The sequence below is a fragment of the Ensifer sp. LC163 genome (assembly GCF_001695855.1).
GTDB lineage: Bacteria > Pseudomonadota > Alphaproteobacteria > Rhizobiales > Rhizobiaceae > Ensifer.
The window spans coordinates 96591-113025 of the sequence record NZ_MBSS01000056.1 but is presented as its reverse complement, the minus strand read 5'-3'; the positions used below and the strand labels follow the sequence as shown (position 1 = coordinate 113025).

Here is a 16435-nt window from a genome sequence, read left to right as displayed (position 1 = left end):
CCGTGGCTCTGGTCATAGGTCCATTCCCTTGGCCGGGCAACAGAGCGCGCGGCTTTGCACAAAGTTTCGTATATTTCAGATTGTATATTGGATCCAATCTTTCTATGAGTATTCGCGCGTCGGCTATTGCAGGCCTTTAGTGGCCGAGGGAGCCGTTCTCCTGAATGTCGGCGTGCAGATATCAAGGCATGGCATGTGGATGCAGTCCGCATGCGCCGCATGGAGGCGAGAGATGCGCAGCAGCAAGGTCATTCATATTGTTTCCTGCCACGCGGAGGGGGAAGTCGGGGATGTCATCGTCGGCGGCGTCGCGCCGCCGCCGGGCAAGACGCTTTGGGAGCAGCGACGCTTCATTGCGGAGGATCAAACCTTACGCAATTTCGTGCTCAACGAGCCGCGCGGCGGGGTCTTCCGCCACATCAACCTGCTGGTGCCGCCGAAGGATCCGCGCGCGACCATGGGCTTCATCATCATGGAGCCGGAGGACACGCCGCCGATGTCCGGCTCCAACTCGATCTGCGTTTCGACCGTGCTGCTCGACAGCGGCATCGTCCCGATGCAGGAGCCGGAAACCAGAATGGTGCTGGAGGCACCGGGCGGACTGGTCGATGTCGTCGCCGCCTGCCGCAACGGCAAGGCCGAGCGCATCACGGTGACCAACGTGCCGTCCTTTGCCGGCAAGCTCGATGCCAAGCTTGAGGTCGAAGGGCTCGGCACGCTCACCGTCGACACCGCCTATGGCGGTGACAGCTTCGTCATCACCGATGCTCGCACGCTCGGCTTTTCGGTCACTCCCGATGAGGCACGCGAGCTTGCCGAGACCGGCATCAGGATCACCCGCGCAGCCAACGAGCAGCTCGGCTTTTCACATCCCGAAAACCCGGAATGGGCCCATATTTCGTTTTGCCAGCTGACGCTGCCGGTGGAAGAGCGCGACGGCGTCCTGCATGGTCGCAACACAGTGGTGATTCAGCCGGCCAAGCTCGACAGATCGCCGACCGGCACCGGCTGCTCGGCGCGCATGGCGGTGCTGCACGCCCGCGGACAGATGAAGGTTGGGCAACGTTTTGTCGGTCACTCCATCATCGATTCGACGTTCGATTGCCGCATCGTCGGCGAAACGACCGTTGGTGGACATCCGGCCATCGTTCCGGAAATCTCCGGTCGCGCCTGGGTCACCGGCACGCATCAGGTGATGCTCGATCCGGCAGATCCGTGGCCGGCCGGCTACCGGCTTGCCGATACCTGGCCGCGCAAGCAATAGAGCATTTACAGGAAAGGCGCGAAGCGGTTCTCCGCTTGAAAATGCGTAAAAGCAGGGAGATAGAGCGTTTCTACGGCTTCGATTAATCCGGAAACGCTCTACTGCGCCGAAGCCTATTTCTCGGCAATGATGCGCGTGGTGCCGACCCAGAGTTCGCGGGCCGGCCCCGCGCCGATGTTGCGCGCACGGTGCGGAAGCGACGAGGGGAAGTGCAGGGTGTCGCCGGCCTTCAGGACATATTCCTTGCCGTCGATCTCGTAGAGCATCTCGCCTTCGATCAGATAGAGAAAGTCCTCGCCCTCATGGCTCGTCAGCTCGGAGGCGTAACCGGCCGGCATGTGGGTGATGCAGCCATTGAGCTGGGCGCCGGGAAAGCCGCGCTCGAGCAGCTCATACACGCGCTCCTTGGTCTCGACATTGTAGCCGCGGCGCTCGCCGGCGTGGGACACCATGGAATGGGCATGCTGCGGCGGCTGCGACAGGAAGGTGTCGACACTGGTGCCGAGTGCATTTGCAACATTGTAGAGCGAGATCAGCGAAGGGGTCGAAATGCCTCTTTCGATCTGGCTGATAAAGCCCTCGGTCAGGCCCGCTTCGTGCGCGACCTGCTTCATCGTCTTGCCGATTTCCTTGCGGCGTGCCCGCAGCATCTGGCCGATCGTTGCGGCCGCAGGCATGTCGGGAAGGGGGGCGCCGGCGTCTGCCGCAGGCGCCTCATCCGTATCGAGAGGCATGGTTTTCTTTCCGCTTGACTCGCGTCTGTTGTTGTACTTTAGTCCAGCTAAAGTCGGTTATGCAAGCTGATCAGCTCCGCTGCACCACCGCTTTAAAAAGGGGAACAACAAGAATGCCTTCGCTGCAATCCGGACGCAAAGAAAAACGTTCGGAGAAATTGGATCCAATATCCAATTAATGCGCCGAGGTGTCGCGCCGGCACTTGCCGGTCGATCAAACAGGAGGAGTGAGAGATGAAACGTTTGTTGCCGATCTTACTGGGCGCGGCACTCGGGCTGGCTGCGGCCACGTCTGCGCTCGCCATCGAGCGTGGCGGCGCGATGACGTTTGCGCGTTACGACGATTCCACGGTCATCGACCCGGTCTATGCCGATCGCAATCCGGATCTCTGGATGGTCACCGGCCTATACGAAACATTGCTGCGCAACGGCCCGGACGGGTCGATCGTGCCGGGGCTGGCCGAGGGCTACGACGTCGCTGCCGACGGGCTTTCGATCAAGCTCAAATTGCGTGACGGCCTGAAATTCTCCGACGGGTCGGCCCTGACGGGTGCCGACGTGGTGTTCTCGCTCGACCGGGCCCGCAATCCCGAGCTTGGTCCCTGGGCGGGCCTGCTTGGTGCCGTCGACAAGGTTTCCGCCGACGGCAACCAGGTGACGCTGTCGCTCAAGAACCCGGACCTGACCATCGTCTCGATCCTCGCGACCTTCAACACCGGCATCATGCCGCAAGCGGCCTTCGAGAAGGCGGCCGGCGCCACCGACCAGGAAAAGGCGCGTGCCTTCTTCGAAGCCGGTCCGGTAACCTCCGGCCCATTCACCATGAAAAGCCGCGTGCAGGGCTCGAGCATGACCTTCGCACGCAATCCGAACTACTGGCGGTCCGGCACGGATGGGCAGTCGCTGCCCTATCTCGACCAGGTCGATTTCGTCATCATCCCCGACGATGCTACCCGCATCCTCAAGCTTCAGGCGGGTGAAGTCGATGCCGCGGAGTTCATTCCCTTCGCTCGGGTTGGGGAACTTGGCGCCGATCCGGCGCTAAAGATGGAGCTCTTCCCCTCAACCCGCATCGTCTATGCGCCGATCAATACGCGCGAGACCCGCAAGGACGGCTCCAAGAACCCGCTCGCCGATGTAAAGGTAAGGCAGGCGCTGAACTACGCCACCGACAAGAACGTGCTGATCAAGCTCGTCACCTTCGATACCGGCAAGCCGATGACGTCGTTGATGTCGGCAGCCACTCAGCTCCATTACGGCCCCGAGCCGCTCTATCCTTACAATCCCGAAAAAGCCAAGCATCTGCTGGACGAAGCCGGCCTCGGCGGGGGCTTCGAGGTGAAGTTCACCACGCTTGCCGGCAGCGCCGACGACGCGACCTTGTTCACCGCCCTGCAGCAGATGTGGTCGCCGCTCGGTGTCAACCTCAAGGTCGAACAGGTCGACAATCCGACGCGCGGCGAGAAGAACCGCTCCGGAGACTTCGACATCCACACCTATGGCTGGGCAAACGACGTCAACGACCCGGCGCAGATCACCGGCTGGCTCGGCTACTACAAGCAGCGGCAGGCCGTGGGTACCGGCTGGAACAATCAGGAGTTCAACACGCTGTTCGAAGCATCCAACGTCGAGGTCGATCCGGCCAGGCGCAAGGAAGAGTACAAGCAGATGCAGGAAATCTATGCCGAGGGCGCGCCGCTGCTCTTCCTCTTCGAAACCCCCTTTGCTGTCGCCGTATCGAAGTCGATCGAGGGGTACGTGCAGACGCCGCTCGGTGCGAACGATTTCTCCGAGGCCTGGCGGGCCAAGTGACAACAGCCTGATTTCCGGGTGTCGGGCGGCGAGAGCTGCCCGGCAACGCTCACAAGGTTCAACCCATGCCCTCGTTATCCTATCTTCTGGCGCGGCTGCTGCAGATCATCCCGACCTTTCTTCTGGTCATGATCTTCATCTTCCTGCTTGTCCGGCTGCTGCCCGGGGACCCTGCCATCGCCATGGCTGAAGCCAAGGCAACGGATGCGCAACTCGAGCAGATCCGCCACAATCTTGGTCTCGATCAGCCGCTGCCGATCCAGTTTCTCGTGTTCGTCAAGAACACGCTGACTGGCGATCTCGGGCGTTCGATCATGCTGAAAGCCCCGGTAACCGAGATCATTCTCGATCGCCTGCCGACCACGATCTTCCTGGCGCTCTATTCGGTGCTGCTGGCAATCTGTCTCGCGGGTCCGCTGGCGTTTCTTGCTGCGTCGCGGGTCAACGGTCCCGTTGATGTGGCAATTCGCAGCGTCTTCCAGGTCGGGCTGTCCATGCCGGTCTTCTACATCGGTCTGGTGCTGTTGACGGTCCTTGCGGCCCAGCTGCGCTGGTTTCCCGTCGGAGGCTACGGAACGGGCTTTCTCGACAACCTTCATCACCTGATTCTGCCGGCGCTCAGCGTCGCGCTCTACACCTCGGCCATCATCCTGCGCAATCTGAGAGCGTCGCTGATCGAGGTGCTCGATGCCGACTACGTGCAGTTCGCCCGCGCCAAGGGGCTGTCACGGCGCATCGTCATGACGCGGCATGTGCTGCGCAACGCGCTGGTCTCGACCGTGACGCTGCTCGGCCTTTCCATCGGCAACCTGATGAGCGGAACGCTGGTCACCGAGACCGTCTTTGCCGTTCCGGGCGTCGGTCGGCTGATGCTGGAGGCGATCTTCGCCCGTGACTATCCGCTGATCCAGGGACTCACGCTCACTTTCGCCGTTTTGGTTTCCGTCGTCTTCCTGCTGACGGACATCGTGCAATCCTGGCTCGATCCGAGGCTTCGCCAGTCATGAGCATCGTCGTGCAATCTCCTATCCGGAAGGCGGGCCGCTTGCGCGCCTTCCTTGGCCGTGCTTTCTCGCGACCGTCCTTCGTCCTCGGCTTTGCGATCCTCGCGCTGTCGATCGCGCTGGCGCTATTCCCTGGGCTGCTCGCGCCCTACGATCCGCTCGCCTTCGACCTGAGCGCGATCCAGCAGGGGCCGAGCCTTGCCCATCCCTTCGGCACCGATAATTTCGGGCGCGACGTGCTCTCGCGCGTCATCTGGGCCTATCGCGTCGACATGCAGATGGCCTTCTTCGCCACGATCTTCGCGCTTCTGATCGGGATGACGGTCGGGGCCTTCGTCGGCTATTACGGCGGCATCGCCGACACGATCTTCGGCCGCTGCGTCGATGCGATCATCACCTTTCCCTTCCTCGTGCTGGTCATCGCAATCGTCGCGGTGCTCGGGCCTGGCCTCGTCAACATGTATGTGGCGATCACGGCCGTGAACTGGGTCTACTATGCCCGTCTGACCCAGGCCGAGATCATGGCGCAAAAGGCCAACGACTATGCCGCGGCCGGCCGTGTGCTCGGCTATTCCGACCGGCGCATCATCTTCCGGCATCTGCTCCCGAACGCGATCTCGCCGATTATCGTCTACTGGATGACCGATATGGCGCTCGCCATTCTTCTCGGCTCATCGCTCGGCTATCTCGGCCTGGGCGCCCAGCCGCCAGCGGCCGAATGGGGCGTGCTGATCGCCGAGGGCCGCAATTTCCTGCTGACGGCCTGGTGGATGAGCCTGATGCCGGGCATTGCCATCGTCTTTACCGGCCTCGGCTTCAGCCTTGTCGGCGATGCTCTTGCCGATCTGCTTCGACCGAAAGGGCGCTGACATGAGCCAACTTGAGAAAGAAACGGTTCTGGAAGTCTGGCACCTGCGCACGGAGTTCGGACTACCGGAGCGCCCCCTTGTCGCCGTCGACGATGTTTCGTTTCAGGTGAGGGCCGGCGAGATCCTGGGGCTTGTCGGCGAATCCGGCTCGGGCAAGAGCATCACCCTGCGTTCGATCCTCGGCATCGTGCGGCCGCGCGGCCGCGTCAGCGGCGAAATTCTCTGGAAGGGCAGGGATCTGGTGCCGCTTGATGAAGCCTCCTTGCGACGGGTGCGCGGGCGCGAGATCGCGATGATCTTTCAGGAGCCGATGTCGTCGCTCAACCCGCTTCTGACCGTCGGCTTGCAGATCTCGGAGAACCTTGCGGCCCATACCGAACTTGATGCGAAGGCGCGCAAAGCCCGCGCGATCGAGCTTCTCGACATGGTCGGCATTCCCGCGGCGCGCGATAGGCTCGGCGACTATCCGCACGAATTTTCCGGCGGCATGCGGCAACGGGTGATGATCGCCATCGCCCTTGCCTCCAACCCGAAGCTGCTCTTGGCAGACGAGCCGACGACGGCGCTCGACGTGACCATTCAGGACCAGATCCTGCGCCTCATTCAGGCGCTCAGCCGCGATCTCGGCATGGCCGTGATCCTCGTCACCCATGACATGGGCGTCGTGGCGGAGACCTGCGATCGGGTGGCGGTGATGTATGGTGGGCGACTGTGTGAAACGGGACCAACGGCTGACGTCATCCGCGACGCCCGGCATCCCTATTCGCTCGGGCTTTTGCGCTCCATTCCGCGTGACGTCGCACCGCGCACGCCGCTTTATTCCATTCCCGGTGCACCGCCGGCATTGAACGCCTTGCCGGCTGGCTGTGCGTTTACGGCCCGCTGTCCCGTGGCCGGCCCGGAATGCCTCGATGTTCGCCCGAGCCTGGAAGCTGCCGGACGACAGCGCCAGGTCGCCTGCCATCACCGCGAGGAAGCACTCGCCCATTTCAGCGCGCGGGAGGCGGCGCAATGATTGAGTCAACGCATCAGGCGGCCACGCCGCTGCTTTCCATTCGCGATCTTTTCATGCGGTTTGAAAAGCGTCGCTCTCTGTCGGACACCCTTACCGGCCGGCCGCGGCAGGTCGTCTCGGCGTTGAACGGCGTCGATCTCGACGTGATGCCGGCGGAAACGCTCGGCATCGTCGGCGAATCCGGTTGCGGCAAGTCGACGCTCGCGCGTTGTATCGCCGGCCTGCATCGGCCGACATCAGGGGATATCCGCTTCGAAGGTGAAAGCGTCATCGGTCTCAAGGGCGCCAGGCGACGCGGCTACAACAAGCGCGTCCAGATGATGTTCCAGGATCCCTACACGTCGCTCAATCCGCGCATGACCGTGCGCGACACCCTGCGGGAGGCGATCACGGTCCATCGCCTGCGCGATGGCGCCGGCATCGACCGCCGCATCGACGAGTTGCTTGAACTGGTGCGGCTGCCTGATGGTGCCGCAGACAAGTATCCGCACGAATTTTCCGGGGGACAGCGTCAGCGCATCGGCATCGCGCGGGCACTTTCACTGGAGCCGACCTGCCTTGTCGCCGATGAGCTGGTTTCCGCGCTCGACGTTTCCGTTCAGGCGCAGGTCGTCAATCTGCTGCTAGAGCTGCAGGACAATCTTGGGCTGACGGTGCTGTTTGTCGCCCATGACCTGAGGCTGGTTCGCCATGTCTCCCATCGCGTGGCAGTGATCTATCTTGGCGCCATCGTCGAGATCGGCCCGTCCGAGGCGCTCTTTTCCAAGCCGATGCACCCGTATTCGCAAGCCCTGCTGGCGGCGGCCCCTTCGCTCGATCCGTCTGAGCGGCGCCGGGCGCCGGCGCTATCCGGCGAATTGCCGAGCCCGCTCGACATTCCGCCGGGCTGCCCGTTCCACGTCCGCTGCCCGCACGCCACCGAGCTTTGCAGTCGGGAAAAGCCGGCGCTCCGGCCAGTCGGCAACGGCATGACCGCCTGTCACTTCGCCGAAGCGATCGGTGGTGCGTGAAGACCATTATCCAATAGGGAAAGACGACATGACATCGAAAGACAGGCTGGACGCCTCCAGCCGGATCGAGGCCCTGCGCCGCAAACTCGACGAGCGGGGGCTTGACGGCTACGTCATCCCGCGGTTCGACGAACACCAGGGCGAATATTGTGCACCCCATGACAACAGGCTCGCCTTCGTGACCGGCTTCACCGGATCTGCCGGTGTAGCGATCGTCATGCGCGACCGCGCGGCAATCTTTGTTGACGGCCGCTATCAGGTGCAGGTTCGCCAAGAGATCGACGTTGACAGCTTTGCCATCGAGCATTTCTACGACGCACCCTTGAAGGACTGGCTGAGGAAGAACCTGCGCAAGGGCGAACGCGTCGGCTTCAATTCGATGCTGCTGCCGTCGACCTGGGATGTCGATTGCGGCCAATCCGTTGTCGCCGCCGGCGCCGAGTGGGTTGCCGTGACGGATGATCTCGTCGATGCGATCTGGTCGGACCAGCCGGAACGCCCGCTTGGCAATGTCATTGCCCTATCGCGCGACTATGCCGGCGAAAGCGTCGCCGACAAGAAGCGCCGCATCGGTCAGATGCTGGCGGAGCACGGAGCCGACGTTCTGATCGAGGCGCAGCCCGACAACATCGCCTGGTTCCTGAACGTCCGCGGCCGTGACGTGGCCTTCAACCCGATGCCGCAATCCTTCATGATCGCCGACAGGGACGGTCGGGTCGAGTGGCTCGTCGACCATCGCAAGCTGCCCAACGATCTACAGGACTTCGAGCTCGACGGCGTGACGATGGCCGCGCCGGATGTGCTTCTCGACCGCGTCCGGACGGTCGCCGCCGGGCGGGTAGCACTCGTCGATCCCGGCTTCGCCCCGTCGGCAGTCGCCCATGCGACGCGTGAGGCCGGCGGCAACGTCCGCCTTTTGCGCAGCCCGATCACGCTTGCCAAGATGCTGAAGAACCCGGTCGAACTCCAGGGCTTTCGCGATTGCCACAGCCGTGACGGCGCCGCGTGGATCAAGTTTTTCGCCTGGCTGGAAGCCAACGCGGTCAAGCGGGAAGAGGAGGGACGCCCCATCACCGAATTGGAGGCGGAGGAGCGTATCCTCGCCCTCCGGCAGATGGAGGAGACCTTCGTCGAGCCGAGCTTCCGATCGATCTCGGCCGCCGCCGGTCACGCCGCCATGTGCCATTACGCGGCGAGCACCAAGAGCAATGCGCCGATCACCTCGCGTGGCGTCTATCTGCTCGATTCCGGTGGGCAATACTTCACCGGCACGACGGATGCGACGCGCACGACGGCAATCGGGCCGGTCAACGATGAGGTCCGCCGCGCCTACACGGCAGTCCTCAAGGGGTTGATCTCCATGGTGACGCTCAAGTTCCCGAAGGGGACCTACGGCCACCATCTCGACGCCTTCGCGCGGCGGCCGCTCTGGGACTTGGGACTAGACTACGATCACGGTACCGGCCACGGCGTCGGCCATTTCCTGTCGGTGCACGAGCAGCCGCAACGCTTCGACCGCCGCGTCAACGAGATCGAGCTGCGCCCGGGCATGGTGACAACCATCGAGCCCGGTTATTACAAGGCTGGGGAATATGGCATCCGTATCGAGAACCAGGTGGAAGTGATCGACGACGGCGACGGCTTCATGAGCTTCCGCAGCCTGACATTGGTGCCGATCGATCTCAGGCTCGTGGATATCGAGCTGCTGAGCGAAACCGAGAAGCAGTGGATCGACGCCTATCACCGGCGGGTTGCCAAGACGATGGAAGGCTTGCTCGATCCGGAGACGGCGGCGTGGTCGGCGGCGCGCACTGCGCCGATCGGTGGCTAGCGAAAGCAATGGACGGCGGAGGCATTCGTTGCAGCCGCCGTCTCCCGTCTTGCCGAGCTTGTGAAGCTGCTTGCTGTTCATCGCCTTTTTGTGATATTTGTCACAAACAATGTTCAGCCATCTCCGCTGTGATGCGTTGGCTCGAACGACCATGCAGACGGAACGATCATGGCCAGCCGCAAAACAGCCCGCATCATTCAGCTCGCCGACGCGCTCTCCGGCCGTCGCGTTCTTCATCTGCGCGATGCAGCAGCCTTGCTCGGGGTTTCCGAGATGACCATCCGGCGGGACGTCGCCGATAATCCGGGGCAATTCACCTTCCTCGGTGGCCACATCGTGCCATCAGGCGAAATCGACGGCGACATGCCCTATGAACTGGCGCGTGAGGCCGATAGTCATGCGGCGGCCAAGCGCGAGGCCTGTGTCCATGCAGCGCAGCATATCCGCCCGGACGAAACGATCTTTATCGATTGCGGCACGACGCTAGAATATCTGGTCGATCTCATTCCGGACAATTATTCAATTACTGCAGTGTGTTACTCGCTCAATGTCGCTGACAGGCTGACGCGAAAACCAAACGTCCGCATTGTCATGCTCGGCGGTGTCTATCATCCCGCGTCGGCGTCGTTCTCTGGGAATTCGGGGCTTGAAACGCTCGATTCACTTGGGATCAATGTTGCCTTTCTCTCCGCCGCCGGCGTGGACCCTGGGCGCGGTGCAACCTGCGTGCATTTTCACGAGGTGGCGGTGAAGCAGAAGGTGATCTCGCTTGCACGCGAAAACTACCTCGTGGTCGACCTAAGCAAGATCGGCAAGCTGAAACCGGCCTTCTTTGCGCCGATGAACGTCTTTCGCTCGGTGATCACCGAGGACGGCGACACGCTCGTTCCAGCGATCTGACTCCTCTGCCAAGCATCCCAGGATTTATCGAAAGGTGTCAGCGTCGCTTGACACTGTCTGCTTTTGGTGGAATGCTAACAAAAAATAGATAGAAAAATAACAAAATGAGAATCGCCGCCGATACGGATTTGTCCCGTGCTATCGTGCCGCGATGTCAGGGAGTTCGAGGAGCAATCGCTTGGAAGACCTTGCTGTGAAGAATGTGACCACGAAAGCCGTGGCACCGGTGGCCTCGGGCCACAACTGGCCGCGCAACGACGGCACGGAACTCGATCTCGGCTGGGTCGTCGACCAGCGTGTCAATCTGTCGGCTGCCGAACGGCGCGTCTCGACGCTGCCTGGTCGCCGGACGGTGAAGAAGGACGCACAGGCCGCCTGGCTTCTGAAGGCCGTGACCTGTATCGACCTGACGACGCTGAACGGCGACGACACGACGGAACGCGTCAAGCGGCTTTGCGCCAAGGCGCGCCAGCCGGTGCGCCAGGACATTCTCGATGCGCTTGGCATGGGCAATCGCGGTATCACCACCGGTGCCATCTGTGTCTATCACCGTTTCGTTTCGACCGCTGTCGAAGCGCTTGAAGGCTCGGGCATTCCGGTCGCTGCCGTATCCACCGGCTTTCCTGCCGGTCTCATTCCGCACGACGTCAAGCTGCGCGAAATCGAGGCTTCGGTTGCCGACGGCGCCAGGGAAATCGATATCGTCATCACCCGTGAACATGTGCTGACCGGCAATTGGCAGGCGCTCTATGACGAGATGCGCGATTTCCGCGCCGCCTGCGGTGATGCCCATGTCAAGGCGATCCTGGCAACCGGCGACCTGAAGACGCTGCGCAACGTTGCCCGCGCCTCGCTCGTCTGCATGATGGCGGGCGCCGATTTCATCAAGACTTCTACCGGCAAGGAAGGCGTCAACGCCACCCTGCTGGTGACGCTGGTCATGCTGCGCATGATCCGCGCCTATCAGGAGCGCACGGGCATCAAGGTTGGCTACAAGCCGGCCGGCGGCATTTCCGCCGCCAAGGATATCCTCAACTACCAGTTCCTGATGAAGGACGAACTCGGTCGCGAGTGGCTGGAGCCGGATCTTTTCCGCATCGGCGCATCGAGCCTGCTCGGCGATATCGAGCGCCAGCTGGAGCATCACGTGACCGGCGCCTACTCGGCCCTCAACCGACACCCGATTGGATGATCCCGATGACAGTCGCAAGGTATTTTGACGAAATGTCCTATGGTCCCGCGCCGGAAGCCGATGCCGAGGCCCGCCAGTGGCTGGCGCGCCACAAGGGCGAGTTCGGCCACTTCATCAACGGCGCTTTTGTTGCGTCGTCCTCCGGCAAGACCTTCGAGACCTTTGAGCCCGCAACCGGTGCGCTTCTGGCGAAGGTCGCACTCGGCGGCGCGAAGGACGTGGATGATGCGGTCGTCGCCGCACGAAAGGCGCAAGGGTCCTGGGCCAAGCTGCCGGGCCATGCCCGTGCCCGCCACCTCTATGCCCTTGCCCGCATGATCCAGCGCCATGCGCGCCTGATCGCGGTCGTCGAAGCGATCGACAATGGCAAGCCGATCCGCGAGACACGCGATATCGACATCCCGCTGGCGGCGCGCCACTTCTACCATCATGCCGGCTGGGCGCAGCTGCAGGAAACCGAGTTTGCCGATCAGGTCCCGGTTGGCGTCGTCGGCCAGGTCATTCCCTGGAATTTTCCGTTCCTGATGCTCGCCTGGAAGGTGGCGCCGGCCTTGGCGCTGGGCAACACGGTCATCCTCAAGCCGGCCGAGTTCACGCCGCTGACGGCGTTGCTGTTTGCCGAACTTGCCTCCGCCGCCGGACTGCCGGCGGGCGTGCTGAACGTCGTGACCGGCGAGGGCGAAACCGGCGCGCTGATCGTCGAGCATACGGATATCGACAAGATCGCCTTCACCGGCTCGACGGAAGTCGGTCGCCTGATCCGGGAAAAGACCGCGGGCACCGGCAAATCGCTGACGCTCGAGCTCGGCGGCAAGTCGCCGTTCATCGTCTTCGATGATGCCGATATCGACGGCGCGGTCGAGGGTGTGGTGGACGCGATCTGGTTCAACCAGGGACAGGTCTGCTGCGCCGGTTCGCGGCTTCTGGTGCAGGAAGGTGTCGCGCCGCTCTTCTATGAGCGCCTGACACGGCGCATGCAAACCCTGCGTGTCGGCCACCCGCTCGACAAGGCGATCGACATGGCGGCGATCGTCGCCCCAGTTCAACTGCAGCGCATCGAGAGCCTGGTCGCCAAGGGCATCGCCGAAGGTGCCAAGCTTCACCAGCCGAAGATCGAGCTGCCGAAGGGCGGCAGCTTCTACCCGCCGACCTTGCTCACCAACGTCCAGCCGACATCGATCGTCGCGACCGAGGAAATCTTCGGCCCTGTTGCCGTGTCGATGACCTTCCGCACGCCGGAAGAGGCAATCCAGCTCGCCAACCATTCGCGCTACGGCCTGGCCGCAAGCGTGTGGAGCGAAACGATCGGCCTGGCGCTGCACGTGGCAGCCAAGCTTGCGGCCGGCGTCGTCTGGGTCAATGCCACCAATCTTTTCGATGCTGCGGCTGGTTTCGGCGGCAAGCGTGAATCCGGTTTCGGCCGCGAGGGCGGCCGCGAAGGCTGCTACGAATATCTGAAGCCCAAGGCCTGGGTGGGTCGCAAGCTGCGCGCAGCACCAGCAGAGCCCGCGTTGAAGCAGGCGTCAGGCGATTTCTCGCTGCCGTCGCTCGACCGCACGGCCAAGCTTTTCATCGGTGGCAAGCAGGCGCGTCCGGATGGCAACTATTCGCGTGCCGTTCTCTCCCCGAAGGGCAAGGTGATCGGCGAGGTCGGCGAAGGCAACCGCAAGGATATCCGCAACGCCGTGGTTGCCGCCCACGCCGCTTCCGGTTGGGCGTCGGCGACGTCGCACAATCGGGCGCAGATCCTCTATTACATCGCCGAAAACCTGAGCGGCCGGCCCGATGAATTCGCAGACCGTATCGTCGCGATGACCGGCGCATCGGCAGCTAACGCGAAGGCGGAGGTCGAGGCGTCGATCGCCCGGCTCTTCAGCTACGGCGCCTGGGCCGACAAGTACGAAGGCGTGGTCCATCAGCCGCCGCTGCGCGGCGTGGCTCTCGCCATGCCCGAAGCGATCGGTGTCGTCGGGGTCGTCTGCCCGACGGAAGCGCCGCTGCTCGGCTTCATCAGCCTCGTGGCGCCATTGATCGCCACCGGCAACCGTGTGGTCGCCGTTCCAAGCGAACAGCACCCGCTGGCGGCGACGGACTTCTATTCGATCCTCGAGACATCGGACGTTCCAGCCGGGGTCGTCAACATCGTCACGGGCTCGGCGATGGAACTGGCAAAAGCGCTGGCAAGCCACAACGACGTCGACGCGCTCTGGGCCTTCGGCACGCAGGAGCTTTCGACAGTGGTCGAAAAGCTCTCGGCTGGCAACCTGAAGCGGACCTTCGTCGACTATGGTAAGGCGACCGATTGGTTCGATCGCTCGGCGGCAGAGGGGCAAGCCTATCTGCGCCGTGCCACCGACGTCAAAAACATCTGGATCCCTTACGGCGAGTAAGGGATCCCCATCTCGGGGCGGGGTGAGCCGGCCCGAGAATGAGACTGTGCGGTTGCAGCAGCAGATTTGGGAGAGCGTGACGCCGACTTGGCGTCACGCGGTTGCGCGCCACTCGGGAGCATGCGAGCGGTGCCTGGAGGAGGATTGCCATGCTGAAAAATCTCGACCCGGCGCTCAATGCCGATGTTTTGCACGCGCTTCGTTCCATGGGGCACGGTGATACGCTGGTCATTTCCGACACCAACTTCCCATCCGATGCGATCGCCAGACAGACCACGCTCGGCAAGCTCTTGCGGATTGACAATGTATCTGCTGCGCGTGCCGTGAAGGCGGTCCTGTCTGTCCTGCCGCTCGACACGCCGTTGCAGCCGTCAGTCGGGCGCATGGAGATCATGGGGGCGCCCAGCGAAATTCCTGATGTCCAACAGGAGGTCCAAGCCGAAATCGATCGCGCCGAGGGCAAGCCCGCACCGATGTACGGCATCGAACGCTTCGCCTTTTATGAGGAAGCCAAGAAGGCCTATTGCGTCATTACCACCGGCGAGACGCGCTTTTATGGCTGCTTCGTCTTGACCAAGGGCGTCATTCCGCCCGAAACGGCCTAGCTGACCGAACGTCAGTCTGCGCATCGGCCGCTTGAGCTGACCGTCATAACATCTTGAAGTCGTAGAAATTTATCTGGGATCTTCGCTTCGTCCTTCGCAGCGGTGTGACCAGGGGAGGCAGGAATGAAGGTTGGTGTTTCGATCCTCGGGATCTTCGTGGCCGATACGGCCTATCTGGCGCGGCGCATGCCGGCTGTCGGCGAAACGATTACCGGGAGCGGCTTCTCCGTCGGGCCGGGCGGCAAGGGGTCGAACCAGGCGGTTGCGGCGGCACGCGCCGGCAGTCAGGTCACCTTCATCTCGAAAATCGGACGCGATACCTTCGGCGACATGGCGCTTCGCACCTATGCCGAGGCCGGCGTGACACCGAAGATCGTCCAGATGGACGACCTGCCGACCGGGGCAGCCTTCATCTATGTCAACGACCAGAATGGCGAGAACGCGATCATCGTCTATCCCGGTGCGGCCGGCTCGATCGGCATCGACGATGTCGAGGCGGCGCGGGAAACGATCGAAGGATCGCGCATCTTCGTCACGCAACTCGAGCAGCCGCCGGCCGCCGCCCAGCGAGCGCTGGAAATCGCACATTCGGCAGGCGTGGTCACCGTCTTCAATCCGGCGCCGGCGGAACCCTTCCCGGATACGATTTACCCGCTCTGCGATTACATCGTGCCGAACGAGACGGAGGCGGCAGCGCTGGTCGGATTTGCACTTGCCACGGCCGATGACGCGCGGCGGGCGGGTGACGCGCTCCTGAAGAAGGGCGCCAGAACGGCGCTGATCACCCTCGGCGAACGGGGTGTTCTCCTTCACAACGAGAGCCAATCCGTTTTCGTCCCGGCGATGGCAAGCGGCCCCGTGATCGACACGACCGGTGCGGGCGATGCCTTCGTCGGTGGGTTCTCGGCGGCATTGGCGCGAGGATTGGCCCCGGTCGACGCGGCGCGTTTCGGTTGCGCGACGGCCGGGATCTCGGTTACCCGTCGCGGCACGGCACCTGCCATGCCGACGCTTGCTGAAATCGAAGCGCTGCTTGAACTGGAAGTGGAGCCCTGATCACGAGCCACGTTGCTTGCGGCTCCTCGATCATCCAGCCGTAGGCAACGGTCGGCGCCGGCAAGCGCTGTTCAAAAAATGCAGGCTTTTGCGCCTGGCGAAGGGGCGAAGGCTCAACGGTAGAAGATTGGTTTGACCTGGGGCGACTGGCTTCAGAAGCGCTCGCTCGGCGCCACCTATGTCCGCTCATCCAGCGCGGCAGCGGCCGAGGGCAATCAAAGCCCTCGGCCTTGATGGATCAATTCTTGGCCGAGCGTGCGGCGGCAAGGAAGGCCAGCTTGGCCGGCATTTCAAGATGCTTGGACAAGGCAACGCGCTCGGGCGTGTAGTGATGTTCGACGTCGAGGCAGTTCACAGTCCCGAGCAGTTCGCCACCGACGACGACGGGGATGTTGATGACCGATCCGCAGCCGAGCGCCCAGATCGTCTCGTGGTCGCCGAACACCTTGGAGATGTCGGCAATCGTATTGGCGACGAAGGTTTCATGCGCCTTGTGCACGATGTCGAACCAGCTGTCGTAGCGGATCGGCTTGGTGCCGGAGGTCGGGTATTCCTCGGGGTGCGAGGTATAGGCGCGACGGGCAACTTCGTTGACCATGTCGACGGTCATGATCGTGAAGAGTTTGGCGCCGATCACCTGGCGGCAAAGCGTCTGAAGCGCGCCCCATACGGCGTCCGCGTCGATATTCCTGGCAATCGCCGCGTCGAATTCAGCCAACGCGGCAGCGATCTGTTCACTGTTCATCATATGTC

14 protein-coding genes are annotated in these 16435 nt (G+C 62.8%); 12 read left to right on the top strand and 2 right to left on the bottom strand.

What is annotated here, in order from left to right:
• Positions 1-232 precede the first annotated feature (232 nt).
• Positions 233-1264, top strand: a complete 1032-nt coding sequence (locus BC360_RS26860) for a trans-3-hydroxy-L-proline dehydratase (protein ID WP_065797491.1) — start codon at positions 233-235, stop codon at positions 1262-1264.
• 113 nt (positions 1265-1377) lie between these two features.
• On the opposite strand, the gene BC360_RS26855 is transcribed toward BC360_RS26860, so the two are convergent.
• Positions 1378-1998, bottom strand: a complete 621-nt coding sequence (locus tag BC360_RS26855; RefSeq protein ID WP_083222744.1) for a helix-turn-helix domain-containing protein — start codon at positions 1996-1998, stop codon at positions 1378-1380.
• Positions 1999-2232: 234 nt separating this feature from the next.
• On the opposite strand from BC360_RS26855, the gene BC360_RS26850 reads away from it, so the two are divergent.
• From BC360_RS26850 to rbsK, 11 genes are all read left to right on the top strand, one after another.
• Entirely contained in the window at positions 2233-3810 is a 1578-nt protein-coding gene (locus BC360_RS26850; protein ID WP_065797490.1) for an ABC transporter substrate-binding protein, read from the top strand.
• A gap of 65 nt (positions 3811-3875) precedes the next feature.
• Positions 3876-4817, top strand: a complete 942-nt coding sequence (locus BC360_RS26845; protein ID WP_065784313.1) for an ABC transporter permease — start codon at positions 3876-3878, stop codon at positions 4815-4817.
• Positions 4814-5683, top strand: a complete 870-nt coding sequence (locus tag BC360_RS26840; RefSeq protein ID WP_083222743.1) for an ABC transporter permease — start codon at positions 4814-4816, stop codon at positions 5681-5683. The genes BC360_RS26845 and BC360_RS26840 overlap by 4 nt, the downstream gene beginning before the upstream one ends.
• Position 5684: 1 nt before the next feature.
• A complete protein-coding gene (locus BC360_RS26835) occupies positions 5685-6698 on the top strand; it encodes an ABC transporter ATP-binding protein (RefSeq protein ID WP_065784314.1) in 1014 nt (337 codons plus the stop codon).
• On the top strand, positions 6695-7708 hold the full coding sequence (locus BC360_RS26830; protein ID WP_065797489.1) for an ABC transporter ATP-binding protein: 1014 nt from the start codon (positions 6695-6697) through the stop codon (positions 7706-7708). Before BC360_RS26835 ends, BC360_RS26830 begins: the two co-directional genes overlap by 4 nt.
• A gap of 28 nt (positions 7709-7736) precedes the next feature.
• Complete coding sequence (locus tag BC360_RS26825; protein ID WP_065797488.1) at positions 7737-9539, top strand: aminopeptidase P family protein; 1803 nt, start codon at positions 7737-7739, stop codon at positions 9537-9539.
• A 168-nt stretch (positions 9540-9707) separates the two neighbouring features.
• Positions 9708-10439: a DeoR family transcriptional regulator gene (locus BC360_RS26820; protein WP_065797487.1), complete on the top strand. Its 732-nt coding sequence runs from the start codon at positions 9708-9710 to the stop codon at positions 10437-10439.
• A 178-nt stretch (positions 10440-10617) separates the two neighbouring features.
• A complete protein-coding gene (deoC, locus tag BC360_RS26815; protein WP_065784318.1) occupies positions 10618-11631 on the top strand; it encodes a deoxyribose-phosphate aldolase in 1014 nt (337 codons plus the stop codon).
• Positions 11632-11636: 5 nt separating this feature from the next.
• A complete protein-coding gene (locus tag BC360_RS26810) occupies positions 11637-14021 on the top strand; it encodes an aldehyde dehydrogenase family protein (RefSeq protein WP_065797486.1) in 2385 nt (794 codons plus the stop codon).
• A gap of 149 nt (positions 14022-14170) precedes the next feature.
• Positions 14171-14626: an RbsD/FucU family protein gene (locus BC360_RS26805; RefSeq protein WP_065797485.1), complete on the top strand. Its 456-nt coding sequence runs from the start codon at positions 14171-14173 to the stop codon at positions 14624-14626.
• Positions 14627-14749: 123 nt separating this feature from the next.
• Positions 14750-15682: a ribokinase gene (gene rbsK, locus BC360_RS26800; protein ID WP_065797484.1), complete on the top strand. Its 933-nt coding sequence runs from the start codon at positions 14750-14752 to the stop codon at positions 15680-15682.
• 238 nt (positions 15683-15920) lie between these two features.
• Here the strand turns inward: rbsK and BC360_RS26795 are convergent, their stop codons facing one another.
• A complete protein-coding gene (locus BC360_RS26795; RefSeq protein WP_065784322.1) occupies positions 15921-16427 on the bottom strand; it encodes a GAF domain-containing protein in 507 nt (168 codons plus the stop codon).
• Positions 16428-16435 lie beyond the last annotated feature (8 nt).